A 14,528-nucleotide genomic window follows, 5' to 3' on the forward strand; every position below is an offset into this window, starting at 1 on the left:
AACCATGTTTATCAATAAAGAGAATAAAAATTGTTTAAAATTAGCAGACAACCTTCATTTTATCAAAGAGAGTGAAGAAATAATATTGAGATTTGAACGTTTTTATACTGATAAGCTGCAGGACATCCCTATAGTTGAACTTTCATCTGATTATTATAGGGATGTGCAATTACTTCATGATAAAGTTTTTCCTAATACATATTATAGTGGAAACAAAATTATAGAAAGATTGAATGATCATAGAAAGGTATTTGTAGATAAAAAAGATAATAAATTAATGGGATATATTTATGTTGAAGTTAATCCAGCATTTGGGGAGGGAAGTATAGAATTTTTTGCTGTAGATGAGTCACAAAGAGGTAAGGGTATAGGAAACAAATTATTGATTATGGCGTTAAAATGGTTATTTACTTTTGATTCCGTAGATGATATTACCCTTTGTGTTAATTCAACAAATGAAGAGGCATTGAATTTATATAAGATGGTAGGTTTTAAGCAAGAATATCAGCTTTGCTATTTAACTAAGAACGTTAAAGAATAATATGGTTATATTATGTTAGGAGATAGATGATAATGAAAAACTATGTTCTTACAATTTTATCAGAGGATTATTCTAAAGAAATCTGTAGTTGGAGATATGAAGGGAATATTCATATATAATTTTTCAGACTGGAATACTGTAGTAGAAAACCAGTGGGATCTGTCCATAGAAGAAAAAAGAGAATCAGAATTTATGGCAATAATTTCAAACAATGAATTAGTTGCCTATGGTAGTATAAGTTTAAAAGGAGATATAGCATATATAGGAATTGGATTAAAACCATCTTTTTGTGGAAAGGGTTATGGGGAGATGTGATGAGCTTATTAATTGAGGAATGCCAAAAGAGGTTTCCTAATAATACAATAGGGCTTGAGGTGAGAAGTTTTAATAAAAGAGCTATTGATTGTTATAAAAGTGTTGACTTTGCGGTTAAAGAAAAATATACAAAGAGTACCTTTGATAACTCGATAGAGGAATTTTATTATATGGAATTCTGGGACCATTATGTTAGGGAAGTGGGGAATTTAGATAAAAAGATTAGGCCGTAAATCTAATATGATATATAAAGATAGGAAAGGGTGATTTGGTTTATGAATTATGAGGTAATTGAGGTACATAGGAGCAATTATCCAAATCCAATTACAATCAGAAAAGGTACGAAACTAAAATTAGGAAATAAATATAGTGGGACAGAAAATTGGGATAACTGGAGATACTGCTACACTTTGGATAATGGAGCTGAAGGATGGGTCCCAGAACAATTACTTATTGTTGAAAATGAGTATGGAGTAATACTTGAAGATTATACTGCAAAGGAATTAAATGTTGAAAAGGGTGAAATTATCAAAGGAATGAGAGAACTTAATGGATGGTTGTGGTGTATCAAAATTATAGATAGAGATGAAGGATGGTTGCCAAAGGATAAATTAAGAATTATATGATAAAATTTGGAATTTTATTTGAATTTTCAAATTAATCAACTTCCTGAAATGCGTATTATAGGAAAGGTTGTATATCCAAATATGGATATGAAAGAAAATCTAATTCCTGAGTTTGGGGACAAGTGTTTTGAAGACGGTACCTTTACTAAGTTAGAAGGGTTAAAGGAATATCATATTGATAGTTCTTATGTTGGGTGGATGAGTGATTGGGAAATTTATGTATATTTGCGTTATGATTATGAAACCAAACACTCCCGTACCAGAAGGATTTATCCATAGGGATGTTCCTACTTCTACAGTAGCCATAGGATGGATTCAAGGATTAGAAAAGGATATCTATTTAGTTTCTCATGAATTAACACAGAAAGAAATGGGAAAACGAGGATATAAGTTTGATGAAAAGGGTTCGCGGTGTATGGAGCTATATAACTGTCCACGATTTACAATACCGATGGACAATGGAGAAATAATTTTAGATTATTATTTACCATGTGAGTTAGTGAAGAAAGAAATTTAATTAAATTCTAATTTTGAAAGAATAAGTATAAATATAATAGGATAAGTAATTATAAAAAATGTTATCAATAATTTTTAGAAAGGAACCAAATCATGGGATCTAGATTGATGCATTATTGCATATCTACAATACTGAAACAAAACTTGAAATAAATGATAATCAGTTTTTATTAGGTGGGCTTGCTCCAGATGTACATAAAAGTAAAAGTAGATTAAAGGAAATATCACATTTTACGATGAAAGACAATTCTGGTATAGGATATGTGGACTATGAAGCTTTTTATACTAAATATTTGACTAAAAATAAGACGCCGTTTCATCTGGGATACTATTTTCATCTAATATCTGATTATATTTGGTTGGAGGGAATATACTATAAAAAAATCAAATGGTTACCTAAAGATATAAAAATTGAAGCCAAAAGAATGTATTATATAGATTTTTGGAGATTGAATTGGAAATTAATTGATTACTACTCCTTGGAATTAATCTCCTTGGAGAAACAACCAATTGACATTGATGAGATTGATGAAATGCTCCTAGATGAATTAATTAGAGATTTGGAGACAGATTTTAATATGGTTGACTCTACTAAGGGAGAGTCCTTGAAAATATTAGAGCTTGAAGAAGCTATAGGAACTATTGAAAAAACGGTAATAAGTTGTATAGCAAATTTTAAGAAAGTGCATGGCAAGGGGATGTTTTGCTTGCCACCAACCTCTGAAATAAAAGGGATAGCCCCTAAGGTTTGAAGGGTACCCTTCGTATTGTTCAATCTGATAAAATTGTTAATAGTTTCCAGCAAATTGGGTAATGAATTTATATTGAATTTAATAATTAAGTTTAAATAAACTCCGAAATATTTCGGAGTTTATTTATTTAGAAAAAAACCGTCTACATAAGAAGTATTAAAAACAGAAATTCATTTATAGAATAAGTTAATAAAAAGTTAGTACCCTATTATTAAATTCTATTTTACATTATAAATAATGGAAGTTATACTTATTATGGTTATAAAATAAGTTTTATAATATATAAGGAGGAGAATATTTATGAGCAGAGGTATTAAAAAGTTTATTTGCTTATTTTTATGTACTATTTTAGTCGGGTTAATAGTATGTGGATGTAGCAATGATACTAAGAAAACTTCTAAAGATGGAATAAAAGAGGAAAATGCAGAAAATGTAGAAAACGGAGAAATTCCAGAAATAAGTATATCTTGGGGTACTGCTTTACATGTGGTAATTCTTGAAGCACCAAGAAATAGAGTAGATGAATTTAAAGACAAAGGTATATATTTAAACCCATTATCTGAAGACAAATTTGAACTTATAGAGGATGGGAAAAAATTAGCTGTTTTAAGTTATATGCCAAATAAAGGAGCTTCAGAAGTAGCTACCCTTATGGGGCAAGGCCATTTAGATTCTGCTATATGTTCAAATACTGGGATGCTCACTGCAATAGATAGTGGGACTGATATAAAGATTTTATGTCCTGTTCACACACGTGGGATGGGATTAGTTTTTCCACCAGACAAAGATTTAAATAGTTGGGAAGACATAAAAGAATACATATTAAATTCAGAAGTTCCTGTAAAGTTTGGATATCATTCACCAGTGAGTGCACCTAGATTAGTTTTAGAATCAGTTCTTAAAGAAGAGGGATTAAAGGTAACTGAAGATCCTAATGATTTTGAAGCAGATGTTCTTTTGGTAGATTTAAAAGGAACTAATAATTTAATTCCATCATTGGCAAGTAAACAAGTAGATGCTTGGGTAGGGCCATCTGTATTTCCAGAGACTGCAGAATATAAAGGGTTAGGAAAATTAGTACTTAGATTAGAAGATTTTCCTCCTAAAGGAAAGTGGGACAATTTCCCTTGTTGTGTATTTTCAGCTAGAGAAGAGGTATTAAATAAATATCCAGAGGTATTTAAAGCATTGGTTCGTTTAATAGATGAATCTTGTAAATATTGTATGGAAAATAAAGACGATGCATCAGAAATAATATCAGAATATATTGGCGTAGAAAAAGAAATTGTTAGCAATACTACTATAAACTATACTACTGAACCTACTGATGAATGGTTAGAGGGGATTAAGATTTATGTAGATGTATTAAATAAAACTAATAAGTTTAATGGTAGGTTAAAGGGTAAACCTTTTGATGAAGTAGTTAAACAAGCATTTGATTTTTCATATGTTGAAGAAATAAAGAAGTAAAATAGTAAATAAAAAATTTTCCACTGAGTGGGAAATTTTTTATAGGGAGTGAAGTTTATGAATGAAGGTATAGAAAACGTTAAGAATATACAAAAAAAGAGAGAGAATAGACAAATAGTTAATTCTATGAATGAAAAATTAAAGAGAGTATTTATTAGTATAATAGTGCCTATATTATTTTTATGTATATGGACTATTGCTGCAAAAAAAATAGATAATCCTATTATATTGCCTCATATTAGTCAAGTTTTAGACAATTTTAGACATGCTACTAATGATTTTATAGGATTAGGCTCAATTCCTAAAAACATATTGGTAAGCCTTGTAAGGGTTTTATTAGGATATGTTATTGGTGTTATTATTGCTTTACCATTAGGAATATTAATGGGATATAAAGAAAATATAAGCTTGCTTTTTAGCACTTTTATAAATATATTCAGACCAGTACCTGCATTAGGTTGGGTTCCATTGATATTGGCTTGGTTTGGAGTTGCAAGCCTTGCTACACTTTTTAAAATCCCATATGGTCCCAAACAAGTATTTTTTGATAATTTTAAATTTGCTATGATATTCATTATAGGAATAGGCACATTTTTCCCTGTAGTATCAGGTGCTGCTTTTGGTGTAAAAAATGTACCTAATACATTAATCGAATCTGCAAAAGTTTTAGGAGCTAGCAATAAGGATATTTTTTTTAAGATACTTTTACCAGGGGCAGGCCCAAATATTGTAAACGGATTAAGAGGTGGATTGGGTAGTGCTTGGGGTTGCTTAGTAGCTGCAGAGATGTTACCAGGAAGTTTGTCAGGAGTTGGATATATGATAACCCATGCTTATGAATTAGCTAGGACAGATTTAGTTATAACAGGGATTATATGTATTGGATTAGTGGGAGCTTTGTTAGATTATATATTTATTTTAGTGGAAAGAAAACATTTTGTATGGGTGAGTAGGAGATGAATAGTATAATAAAGATACAGAATCTTAGTAAGAGATTTAATTCCAAAGAAAATATTACTGTGGATGCATTGAAAAATATAAATTTAGATGTAGAAGAAAATGATTTTATTTGTATTGTTGGACCATCAGGATGTGGAAAATCTACTTTACTTCGTATAATAGCAGGACTTGAAGATGCAACAGAGGGGAAGATAAATTATAAAGGTAAAGAATTATTAGAACCTACAAGTGAGATTGGGATGGTATTTCAAAACTATTCTCTTCTTCCATGGCGTACAGTAATCGATAATATATCTTTAGGTTTAGAATTTAAAAGGGAAGATAAAAGGACCAGATTAGAAGTAGCTTCTAAATACTTGGAACTTATTAATATGCAGAAGTTTGCAAATGCATATCCATATGAGCTTTCAGGGGGAATGCAACAGAGGGTTGCCATAGCTAGAGCATTAGCAAATGATCCACAAGTTTTATTGATGGACGAGCCATTTGGGGCTCTTGATGCTCATACTCGTATAATTTTACAAAAGGAATTATTGAGAATATGGGAACAAAACAAGAAGACTGTTCTTTTTGTGACACATAGTGTTGATGAAGCTGTATATTTGTCAGATAAAATAGTTATTATGTCTAGTAATCCAGGTGAAATAAAGGAAATAGTAAATATTGATATGGAAAGGCCAAGAGATAGAGGAGATATTGAATACGCTACTATAACTAGTCGAATTTTAAAAATGTTAGAAAGTAATTAATATAACAATAATACAAAAACAAACATCTCAGTCTTAAAGAGTAAATATTTTTCGGGCTAATTTTCCCAAAAGTTTAGTAATAAATGGTATAATAAAGGTAGCAAACATATTGATATTACTACATTATCAATATATCAATAAAATAATGGAGAAAAGATATTATTTGCTGGAAGAAGTAGATGGAAAATTGAAAGTGAAGGCTTTAAAGCTGGATTTTTATTTGTCAAGTTGACAATATTAATGATAAATATTATAATTGATATAACTAAATAAACATCTTCAGGGCGAGGTGCAATTCCTCACCGGCGGTATAGCCCGCGAGCTGGTAAATCCAGTTGACTTGGTGAAATTCCAAGGCCGACAGTGAAAGTCTGGATGGGAGAAGATTATACTTGAACTATTAAATGTGTTTGTCACGCCCCGAAGATTTTCCTCGGGGCTTGTTCATTTTTTAAAATATCCCTGAAGAAATAATTACTTGGAGGGATTTTTATGTATACGTTGAGGAAGGAAGATTTCAACACTAGAACCATGGTAAAGATTTCAGTACTTGGGGTGATAGCTTTTATACTTATGCTATTGGATTTCCCCCTTTGGTTTACACCACCTTTTTTAAAATTTGACGTATCCGATGTACCAGCATTAATTGGTTCTTTTGCATTGGGACCTATGGCAGGGGTTATAGTTCAATTGGTTAAGAATCTGTTGAAGATACTATTAGCTGGTACCAATACTGCAGTTGTAGGGGAGATTGCTAATTTTATAGTAGGTAGTGTATTTGCCTATGTGGCAGGTTTGATTTATTATAAGGAAAAGACCTTTAAAAATGCAGTAATTGGTCTAGTAGTAGGAACTATAGCTATGACTGTAGTTATTTCCATAGCTAATTACTATATTATGATACCTTTTTATGCAAAGGCCTATGGTATGCCTTTAGACAAGATTATCACTATAAGTGGAGCGGTAAATAAATATGTAGTGGATTTAAAAAGCCTTATCATATTTGCTGTAATACCTTTTAATTTATTAAAAGGAGTTGTAGTTAGTTTGATTACCATATTATTATATAAAAGGGTGTCACCAATATTAAAAAGTTAAAAACATATTATATAAATTATGTTTTATAAAATGCGGGTCTTAGACCCGTATTTTTAATTGTGCATTAGATGACTAAATGCTATAATAAAAGGTAGTTTAAGGAATAGGAAGGTTGATTTTATGGTAAGAATAGTATTAAAAGGATTAAAAGAAACAGAAGAATTTGGAGAGAAATTAGGCAGTATATTAAAACCTGGAGATATTATATCCTTAACTGGAGATTTAGGTGCAGGAAAGACTACTTTAACCAAATCAATTGGTAAGGGTTTAGGAGTAGAGGACTATATAACCAGCCCTACTTTTACTTTGATAAATGAATACAAAGGAAGGATAAATCTATATCATTTTGATGTATATAGATTGGAAGGTTCTATGGATTTATATGATTTAGGATTTGAAGAATATATTTATTCTGATGGTATTTCCATAATAGAGTGGGGAGATAAAATAGAGGAAGTATTACCAAAAGAAAGGATAAATATAAGAATAGAAAAAGGTGCAGAATTAGATGAAAGGATAATATATATATATGGAGAAGGAGAAAGATTTGAACAATTTATTAAGGAGTTGAATATAGATTGAAAACATTAGCTGTGGATACATCTACTATGATGGCTACTTGTGCCTTATTAGATGAGGATAGATTATTAGGAGAATTTTCGTTAAATCAAGATATGTCTCATTCGGAAAATTTAGTTCCTATGATAAAAAACATGTTGGATAATTTAAAATTTAAAATAGAAGATGTAGATATATTTGGAGTAGCAACAGGTCCCGGTTCATTTACTGGATTAAGAATTGGAATAGCAACTGTTAAGGCTTTTGCTCATGTATTTGATAAGCCTGTAGTAGGCGTTTCTACCTTAGAAGGTTTAGCTTTTAATTTTCCATGTGATAATGGCTTTATAGTACCTATGATAGATGCTCGTAGAAATAGGGTGTATTCAGGCGTATATAAAAGGATAGATGGTAAACTTAAAAAAATAGTGGATCCTACTATAATGGAAGTAGAGGAATTGTTGACAATATTGAGAGATGAATACGATTATATAATGATAAATGGAAATGGAACTTTAGTTTATAAGGATATTATATTAAATGTACTTAAGGATAAGGTAAATATAGCGCCTGTAAATTTAAATAGCTGTAGAGCGTCTAGTATTGGGGAATTAGCTTTTTTAAAATATAAGGAGGGTAAAAGGGATAATTATTATGATTTAGTTCCAAACTATCTTAGGGAATCTCAAGCTCAAAGAGAATTAAGAAAGAGGGATAGGTAGAATGAATGTATTTGTTAGAGAAATGATTGAATCAGATATAGATAGGGTTTTAGAAATAGAGAGGGAAAGTTTCTCTCCTCCTTGGTCAAGGGAGGCATTTTTATTAGAGTTGACCAAAAATATATTGGCAAAATATATAGTAGTAGAAGTGGATGGCAGAGTCGTTGGATATGGAGGAATATGGCTTATACTAGATGAAGGTCATATTACCAATATTGCAGTAGATAAGGAATATAGAGGATTAGGTTTAGGTGATAAGCTATTAGAAGGCTTAATTCAGTTATGTATAGATAGAGATATAAAGGTTATTACATTGGAAGTAAGAAAATCTAACGAAGTGGCTAAAGAGCTATATAAAAAGCATGGATTTAAAGAGTGCGGCATTAGACCAGGATATTATACGAATAATAATGAAGATGCAATAATAATGTGGAAAACTATTGAAGTTTAGAGAGGTGATGAAATGACTATAACATTAGCTATTGAGACTTCATGTGATGAAACCTCTTGTGCTATTTTACGAGATGGAAGGGAAATACTTTCAAATATTATATCTTCTCAAATTGAAATTCATAGAGAATTTGGTGGAGTAGTGCCAGAAGTAGCATCTAGAAAACATATTGAAAATATCAATATAATAATTCAACAGGCATTAGATGAAGCTAACATAAATTTTCATGATATAGATTTAGTTGGAGTTACTCAAGGGCCTGGACTAGTAGGTGCTTTATTAGTTGGAATATCTACAGCAAAAGCTATAGCCTATGCTATTGATAAGCCTATAGTTGGGGTAAATCATATTGAAGGGCATATATGTGCAAATTATATTGACCATAAAGATTTAGAACCTCCTTTTACATGTTTAGTAGTATCAGGAGGGCATACTTATTTAGTCCAAGCTAAATCCTATACCGAATATGAATTAGTAGGTAGAACCAGAGATGATGCAGCAGGTGAAGCTTTTGATAAGGTGGCTAGAGCATTAGGATTATCATACCCTGGTGGACCTTTGATAGATGAGCTATCTAAAAAAGGAGATAAATATGCTATAGATTTTCCACGAGTATATTTAGAACAAGATAGTTATGATTTTAGTTTTAGTGGATTAAAAACTGCTGTACTAAATTATTTAAATCAAAAGAGACAAAAGAATGAAGATATAATAATAGAAGATGTAGCTGCATCTTTTCAACAATCAGTAATAGAGGTTCTTGTAGAAAAGACTATAAAGTTAGCTAAAGAGAGAAAATCAGATAAAATAGTTATGGCTGGTGGAGTAGCAGCTAATGAAGGATTACGAAGTTTAATGAACTATAGAGGAAAAGAGGAAGGAATTAAGATATTATATCCTTCTAGAATATTATGCACAGATAATGCCGCTATGATAGGTTCTGCTGCTTATTTTCATTATATGGAAGGAGATATTTCAAATTTATATTTAAATGTAGAGCCAAATTTAGAGTTAAAAGGATAAATACAAACAGATTTTTCCACATTATTTCCACAAAACAAATTTGGTTGACAATAAAAATATGTGGATAATGTGGAAAACTCCTTATAAACCACAATAATTGGACAAACTAATGGGGATAAATTTGTGGATTTTGTGTATAACTTGTGGATAATATGGGGAAACTATTCTTCTGTTAATTTTATCCATTGATCATAAAGAGCATTAATTTTAATTTCTAGAGTTTCCCTTTTTTTAGTCAGCTCAATTACTTTTTCTGGTTTATCATATATATTTGGATCGCAAAGTAGTTTATCTATTTCTTTCATATTTGTTTCTTTTTGTTCAATCATTTTTTCTAACTTTATTATTTCCTTTTTCTTTTTTTTCATAGCTTCTAATTTTTCTCTTTGTTTTTTTCGTTCTAATTTTATTTGAGTTTTTGTTTTATAATCGTCATATTCTTTAATTGCTACTTCATTTTTCTTTTCTAAATAATAATTATAGTTACCTAGATATTCTTTTATGCCTTCTTCAGTTAATTCAAAAACTTTATTCACCACTTTATTTAAAAAATATCTATCATGGGATATAACAAATAAAGTGCCTTCGTAGTTCATTAAAGCGTCTTCTAATACTTCCTTTGAATCTATGTCTAAATGATTAGTAGGCTCGTCCATAAGAAGAAAATTAGCATTGGAAAGCATCATTTTTAGTAAAGCTAGTCTAGCTCTTTCACCACCGCTTAATTCACTTATTTCTTTAAAGATATCATCTCCAATGAATAAAAATTTACTTAATAGAGAGCGAATTTCATAATAATTTAGTTTAGGATTATCATCCCATATTTCATCTATTACGGTTTTATTTAAATTAAGTTTAGTTTGTTCTTGATCGAAATATCCAATATGGACATTATGTCCTAAGGATATAGTTCCACTATCATAAGGAATTTGATTTAATATAATTTTAAAAAGAGTAGTTTTCCCAACTCCATTAGGACCAATTAATCCTACTTTTTCTCCTCTATATATGGCAAAGCTTATATCTTCAAGTAGCTTATGTTCATTAAATGATTTATTTAAATTTTCAACTCTAAGTACATCTCTTCCACTTTTTATATTTGGTTTAAAAGTTATTTTAGCTTTTTTATTGTTTATAGGTTTATCTATTAATTTTATTTTATCTAACATTTTTTGTCGAGATTGAGCTTGTTTTATATAACGGCTATCGCCATAATTGGAAAATCTTTTTATAATTTCTTCCTGTCTTTTAATTTCTTTTTGTTGATCTTCATATTGCTTTTTTAATAGTTCTATGTCTTTTTTTCTTTGTTTCATATATTGAGAGTAATTCATATTATATATTTTAATCTCTTTATTTTCTAATAAAAATATTTTTGAGACTATATTATCTAAAAAGTATCTATCATGGGATATAACAAGTATTGCTCCAGTATATTCTTTAAGATAGTTTTCTAACCAATTGATAGCTTCTATATCTAAATGATTTGTAGGTTCATCTAATAATAGCAAATCTGGTTTTTCTAGTAACAATTTAGCTAGAGACAATCTAGATTTTTGACCACCACTTAATATATTTACTCTTTTATCCATATCTTTATCTTTAAATCCTAAACCTTTTAATACACCTTTGATTTCTGATCTATATCCATATCCATTGTTATTATCAAATTTTTCCATAATGTGAGCATAATCTTCCATTAGTTTTTCTAATCTAGTAGAATTAGTTTTACTTCCTTCTATGCTGATTTCTTGTTCTAATTTTCTTAGTTTTTTTTCCATTTCAAGTAAAGGTTTAAATACATTTAGGCACTCGTTAAATAATGTGTCATTGCCACTTATATAAGTATGTTGCTTTAAATAACCTATTTTTAAATCTTTTCGAATATATATTTCACCTGCATCTTTATGAGTTTCACCTGCTAATATATTAAAAAGAGTAGTTTTACCAGAACCATTAAGCCCTATAAGACCAATTTTATCACCATTTTCTACTGTAAAACTTATATTTTTTAGTATTTCATTTACCCCATAGGATTTAGATATATTATTACACGAAAGTACTATCATATTACATCACCTATTTTCTATGCATTATATTATTATTTTATCAAAAAAAATAGTCCTTTAAAAGTAAGGACTATTTTTTATCTAATTCCATTGCCATACTAGATAATACTTTATCGATTAAATTTATATCACATTTACCTTCATCAGTGAAATGAGTACAATTTTCACAGCTTTCATATTTTTCTTCGTATACACTAGAAGTTATATCTAATATACCTTCGTATTTGGGTGCATAAGAATTACAGTATATAGCTATTTTTCTAAGTTGTTCTTTACTAGCCATAGTAAAACCTCCTATGTAATTATGATGTATTAATATTATTAGTATTTTAAAAATTAATATACAAGTAATATTTTAAAATAAAGTAATATATTAAATGAGTATTCTAAATGCTTAAATTGACCTATTAATATTATTTTGCTATAATAAGAGCACAATAAAGATAGGATATTTAGATATGTGAGGGGAGTGAAATAATGGATAAAGAGAAAGAGAATAGAGTTTCAATAACAGTTATTCGGAGGCTGCCTAAATATTATAGATATTTAGGAGAATTACTAAAGAAGGGAATAAATAGGGTATCATCTCAAGAGTTGAGTGAATTAACTGGTTTTACTGCATCTCAAATAAGACAGGACTTAAATAATTTTGGTGGGTTTGGGCAGCAAGGTTATGGATACAATGTAGAAGGTCTATATTATCAGTTAGGAAAGATTTTAGGATTAGATAGAACCTATAATACTGTGATAGTTGGTGCTGGGAATTTAGGTCAGGCAATTGCTAATTATAAGGGATTTGAAGATGCCGGATTTAAAGTACTTTCTTTATTTGATAAAAATCCTAAATTAATAGGGTTAAAAATAAGAGATATAGAAATAAGAGATGTAGATGAGTTAGAAGATTTTATTAAAGAAAACAATGTAGAAATAGGAATTATAACTACTCCTAAAGAAAATGCTCAAGAAATTGCAGATATTTACATGAAAAGTGGAATAAAAGGAATTTGGAATTTTGCACCAGCTGATTTAAAAGTAGATGATGATGTAGTAATAGAAAATGTTCATTTAAATGAATCCCTGTTTACTTTATCTTATTTTTTAAAAAACAAATCCGATTATGTTAAGAATTGATTTTTAAGAAAGAGGTTGTAGTTATTTTACTATAATCTCTTTTTTATTTGTTTTTTTATAATTTTATTTGATGATTAATTTAAAATAAAAGTGAAACAGAAACAAAATTTGGTAATTAAACAGTCTAGAAAGATAAAAAATTAACAAATTTTATAGAAATAGTTTAACTAAATTGACTATCATATATATATTGATTACAATATATATATGGATATATAATGTATATTATGAAATATAGATTTAATTAATTATTAAAATTTTAGTCTAGTTATTGAAAAACATTTAACATATTTTTAATTTTAATTAAGCTTTCATTTTGGTTTATCTCTCCTAAGATTATATTGAAATAGGGGAGACATCCAAATTGATATAAAATATTTAAGGAGGGAAGTATATGAATTTCAATTTGACAAAAGAGCAGGAAATGGTAAGAGATGTAATGAGAAAATTTGCTGAAGAGGAAGTTGAACCTATAGCTGCAGAGATTGATGAGGAATCTAGGTTCCCGAGGGAAACAGTAGAAAAAATGGCTAGATACAATATGCTAGGCATACCTTTTCCTGTAGAGTATGGAGGTGCAGGTGGAGACGAAATAGCTTATGTTATAGCTGTAGAGGAGCTATCTAAGGTATGTGCTACTACTGGAGTTATTTGTTCTGCTCATACTTCTTTAGGATGTTGGCCAATATATAGATATGGCACAGAAGAACAAAAACAAAAATATTTAAGACCTTTAGCAAAAGGAGAAAAACTTGGAGCGTTTGCTTTAACAGAACCTAATGCAGGTACTGATGCAGCAGGTCAGCAAACCGTAGCAGTATTAGATGGAGATAATTATATATTAAATGGAACTAAAATATTTATAACTAACGGTGGACAAGCTGATGTATACATAGTATTTGCAATGACTGACAAGACAAAAGGTACTAGGGGAATATCAGCTTTTATAGTAGAAAAAGATTTTCCAGGTTTTAGTATAGGCAAGATAGAAGATAAAATGGGAATCAGAGCTTCTTCTACTGCAGAATTAATATTTAGAGATTGTATAGTACCAAAAGAAAACCTTTTAGGAGAAGAAGGGCAAGGATTTAAAATTGCTATGTCAACATTAGATGGAGGGCGAATAGGAATTGCAGCACAAGCATTAGGTATAGCGGAAGGTGCTTTAAATGAAACTATAAAGTATGTTAAGGAAAGAGAACAATTTGGGAGACCTTTGGCTAAATTTCAGGGGTTACAGTGGATGATAGCGGATATGGCAACAGATATAGAGGCGAGTAAATTATTAGTATATAGGGCAGCCTTTAATAAGGCTAATGGACTCCCTTATAATAAAGAGGCAGCTATGGCTAAATTATTTGCAGCTACTACTGCTATGGATGTAACTACAAAATGTGTGCAACTTCATGGAGGATATGGATATACAAAAGATTACCCTGTAGAAAGAATGATGAGGGACGCTAAGATTACTGAAATATATGAAGGAACATCTCAAGTACAGCAAATGGTTATTTCAAGTAATATATTGAGATAAAATATGAAGAAGG

General features: G+C 29.8%; 18 protein-coding genes and 1 riboswitch. Of the genes, 16 read left to right on the forward strand and 2 right to left on the reverse strand.

Annotation, left to right across the window (positions count from 1 at the left end):
• Positions 1 to 4: 4 nt before the first annotated feature.
• The 14 genes from JL105_RS01780 (at position 5) to tsaD (ending at position 9,781) form a co-directional block, all read left to right on the forward strand.
• Positions 5 to 541 carry a GNAT family N-acetyltransferase gene (locus JL105_RS01780; RefSeq protein WP_132025316.1) on the forward strand — a complete coding sequence of 179 codons (537 nt, stop codon included), beginning with the start codon at positions 5 to 7 and terminating at the stop codon, positions 539 to 541.
• Between the two features lie 96 nt (positions 542 to 637).
• Positions 638 to 856, forward strand: coding sequence for a GNAT family N-acetyltransferase (locus tag JL105_RS01785; protein ID WP_202690561.1), 219 nt, complete (start codon positions 638 to 640; stop codon positions 854 to 856).
• Positions 856 to 1,089 carry a hypothetical protein gene (locus JL105_RS01790; protein ID WP_132025312.1) on the forward strand — a complete coding sequence of 78 codons (234 nt, stop codon included), beginning with the start codon at positions 856 to 858 and terminating at the stop codon, positions 1,087 to 1,089. Before JL105_RS01785 ends, JL105_RS01790 begins: the two co-directional genes overlap by 1 nt.
• Positions 1,090 to 1,131: 42 nt before the next feature.
• Complete coding sequence (locus tag JL105_RS01795) at positions 1,132 to 1,482, forward strand: SH3 domain-containing protein (protein ID WP_132025310.1); 351 nt, start codon at positions 1,132 to 1,134, stop codon at positions 1,480 to 1,482.
• A gap of 202 nt (positions 1,483 to 1,684) precedes the next feature.
• The gene (locus JL105_RS01800; protein ID WP_202690562.1) at positions 1,685 to 1,999 is read left to right on the forward strand and encodes a hypothetical protein; all 315 of its coding nucleotides are present in this window, start codon (positions 1,685 to 1,687) and stop codon (positions 1,997 to 1,999) included.
• Positions 2,000 to 2,114: 115 nt separating this feature from the next.
• A complete protein-coding gene (locus JL105_RS01805; protein WP_132025306.1) occupies positions 2,115 to 2,750 on the forward strand; it encodes a hypothetical protein in 636 nt (211 codons plus the stop codon).
• A gap of 300 nt (positions 2,751 to 3,050) precedes the next feature.
• Complete coding sequence (locus JL105_RS01810; RefSeq protein WP_132025304.1) at positions 3,051 to 4,220, forward strand: ABC transporter substrate-binding protein; 1,170 nt, start codon at positions 3,051 to 3,053, stop codon at positions 4,218 to 4,220.
• A gap of 57 nt (positions 4,221 to 4,277) precedes the next feature.
• Positions 4,278 to 5,180: an ABC transporter permease gene (locus tag JL105_RS01815; protein WP_202690563.1), complete on the forward strand. Its 903-nt coding sequence runs from the start codon at positions 4,278 to 4,280 to the stop codon at positions 5,178 to 5,180.
• Positions 5,177 to 5,929 (forward strand): ABC transporter ATP-binding protein, encoded by a 753-nt coding sequence (locus JL105_RS01820; protein WP_132025302.1) that lies wholly within the window; start codon positions 5,177 to 5,179, stop codon positions 5,927 to 5,929. The genes JL105_RS01815 and JL105_RS01820 overlap by 4 nt, the downstream gene beginning before the upstream one ends.
• Positions 5,930 to 6,200: 271 nt before the next feature.
• Positions 6,201 to 6,320, forward strand: a riboswitch (FMN riboswitch).
• Positions 6,321 to 6,421: 101 nt separating this feature from the next.
• Positions 6,422 to 7,027, forward strand: coding sequence for an ECF transporter S component (locus JL105_RS01825; protein WP_132025300.1), 606 nt, complete (start codon positions 6,422 to 6,424; stop codon positions 7,025 to 7,027).
• Between the two features lie 120 nt (positions 7,028 to 7,147).
• Positions 7,148 to 7,609 (forward strand): tRNA (adenosine(37)-N6)-threonylcarbamoyltransferase complex ATPase subunit type 1 TsaE, encoded by a 462-nt coding sequence (tsaE, locus tag JL105_RS01830; protein ID WP_132025298.1) that lies wholly within the window; start codon positions 7,148 to 7,150, stop codon positions 7,607 to 7,609.
• Positions 7,606 to 8,307: a tRNA (adenosine(37)-N6)-threonylcarbamoyltransferase complex dimerization subunit type 1 TsaB gene (tsaB, locus tag JL105_RS01835; protein ID WP_132025296.1), complete on the forward strand. Its 702-nt coding sequence runs from the start codon at positions 7,606 to 7,608 to the stop codon at positions 8,305 to 8,307. The genes tsaE and tsaB overlap by 4 nt, the downstream gene beginning before the upstream one ends.
• Before the next feature lies 1 nt (position 8,308).
• Positions 8,309 to 8,758 (forward strand): ribosomal protein S18-alanine N-acetyltransferase, encoded by a 450-nt coding sequence (gene rimI, locus JL105_RS01840; protein WP_132025294.1) that lies wholly within the window; start codon positions 8,309 to 8,311, stop codon positions 8,756 to 8,758.
• A 12-nt stretch (positions 8,759 to 8,770) separates the two neighbouring features.
• Positions 8,771 to 9,781: a tRNA (adenosine(37)-N6)-threonylcarbamoyltransferase complex transferase subunit TsaD gene (gene tsaD, locus JL105_RS01845; RefSeq protein ID WP_132025292.1), complete on the forward strand. Its 1,011-nt coding sequence runs from the start codon at positions 8,771 to 8,773 to the stop codon at positions 9,779 to 9,781.
• Positions 9,782 to 9,942: 161 nt separating this feature from the next.
• Here tsaD and abc-f read toward each other — a convergent pair whose 3' ends face one another.
• The gene (abc-f, locus tag JL105_RS01850) at positions 9,943 to 11,850 is read right to left on the reverse strand and encodes a ribosomal protection-like ABC-F family protein (protein WP_132025290.1); all 1,908 of its coding nucleotides are present in this window, start codon (positions 11,848 to 11,850) and stop codon (positions 9,943 to 9,945) included.
• A gap of 70 nt (positions 11,851 to 11,920) precedes the next feature.
• Positions 11,921 to 12,133, reverse strand: coding sequence for a hypothetical protein (locus JL105_RS01855; protein ID WP_132025288.1), 213 nt, complete (start codon positions 12,131 to 12,133; stop codon positions 11,921 to 11,923).
• A gap of 194 nt (positions 12,134 to 12,327) precedes the next feature.
• Between JL105_RS01855 and JL105_RS01860 the strand changes: the two genes are divergently transcribed.
• On the forward strand, positions 12,328 to 12,981 hold the full coding sequence (locus JL105_RS01860) for a redox-sensing transcriptional repressor Rex (RefSeq protein WP_132025286.1): 654 nt from the start codon (positions 12,328 to 12,330) through the stop codon (positions 12,979 to 12,981).
• 394 nt (positions 12,982 to 13,375) lie between these two features.
• Positions 13,376 to 14,515, forward strand: coding sequence for an acyl-CoA dehydrogenase (locus JL105_RS01865; protein WP_132025284.1), 1,140 nt, complete (start codon positions 13,376 to 13,378; stop codon positions 14,513 to 14,515).
• The last annotated feature ends 13 nt before the right edge of the window (positions 14,516 to 14,528 follow it).

The sequence above is a fragment of the Keratinibaculum paraultunense genome (genome assembly GCF_016767175.1).
In the GTDB taxonomy this organism is placed as follows: Bacteria; Bacillota; Clostridia; order Tissierellales; family Tepidimicrobiaceae; genus Keratinibaculum; species Keratinibaculum paraultunense.

Bases quoted from the DNA above. Each gene is read 5' to 3' on its own strand.
- JL105_RS01785 (WP_202690561.1), top strand. From the start codon at position 638: ATGAAGGGAATATTCATATATAATTTTTCAGACTGGAATACTGTAGTA.
- tsaD (WP_132025292.1), top strand. From the start codon at position 8,771: ATGACTATAACATTAGCTATTGAGACTTCATGTGATGAAACCTCTTGT.
- abc-f (WP_132025290.1), bottom strand. From the start codon at position 11,850: ATGATAGTACTTTCGTGTAATAATATATCTAAATCCTATGGGGTAAAT.
- rimI (WP_132025294.1), top strand. From the start codon at position 8,309: ATGAATGTATTTGTTAGAGAAATGATTGAATCAGATATAGATAGGGTT.
- JL105_RS01860 (WP_132025286.1), top strand. From the start codon at position 12,328: ATGGATAAAGAGAAAGAGAATAGAGTTTCAATAACAGTTATTCGGAGG.
- JL105_RS01855 (WP_132025288.1), bottom strand. From the start codon at position 12,133: ATGGCTAGTAAAGAACAACTTAGAAAAATAGCTATATACTGTAATTCT.
- tsaE (WP_132025298.1), top strand. From the start codon at position 7,148: ATGGTAAGAATAGTATTAAAAGGATTAAAAGAAACAGAAGAATTTGGA.
- JL105_RS01810 (WP_132025304.1), top strand. From the start codon at position 3,051: ATGAGCAGAGGTATTAAAAAGTTTATTTGCTTATTTTTATGTACTATT.
- JL105_RS01790 (WP_132025312.1), top strand. From the start codon at position 856: ATGAGCTTATTAATTGAGGAATGCCAAAAGAGGTTTCCTAATAATACA.
- JL105_RS01795 (WP_132025310.1), top strand. From the start codon at position 1,132: ATGAATTATGAGGTAATTGAGGTACATAGGAGCAATTATCCAAATCCA.
- JL105_RS01780 (WP_132025316.1), top strand. From the start codon at position 5: ATGTTTATCAATAAAGAGAATAAAAATTGTTTAAAATTAGCAGACAAC.
- JL105_RS01815 (WP_202690563.1), top strand. From the start codon at position 4,278: ATGAATGAAGGTATAGAAAACGTTAAGAATATACAAAAAAAGAGAGAG.
- JL105_RS01825 (WP_132025300.1), top strand. From the start codon at position 6,422: ATGTATACGTTGAGGAAGGAAGATTTCAACACTAGAACCATGGTAAAG.
- JL105_RS01865 (WP_132025284.1), top strand. From the start codon at position 13,376: ATGAATTTCAATTTGACAAAAGAGCAGGAAATGGTAAGAGATGTAATG.
- JL105_RS01820 (WP_132025302.1), top strand. From the start codon at position 5,177: ATGAATAGTATAATAAAGATACAGAATCTTAGTAAGAGATTTAATTCC.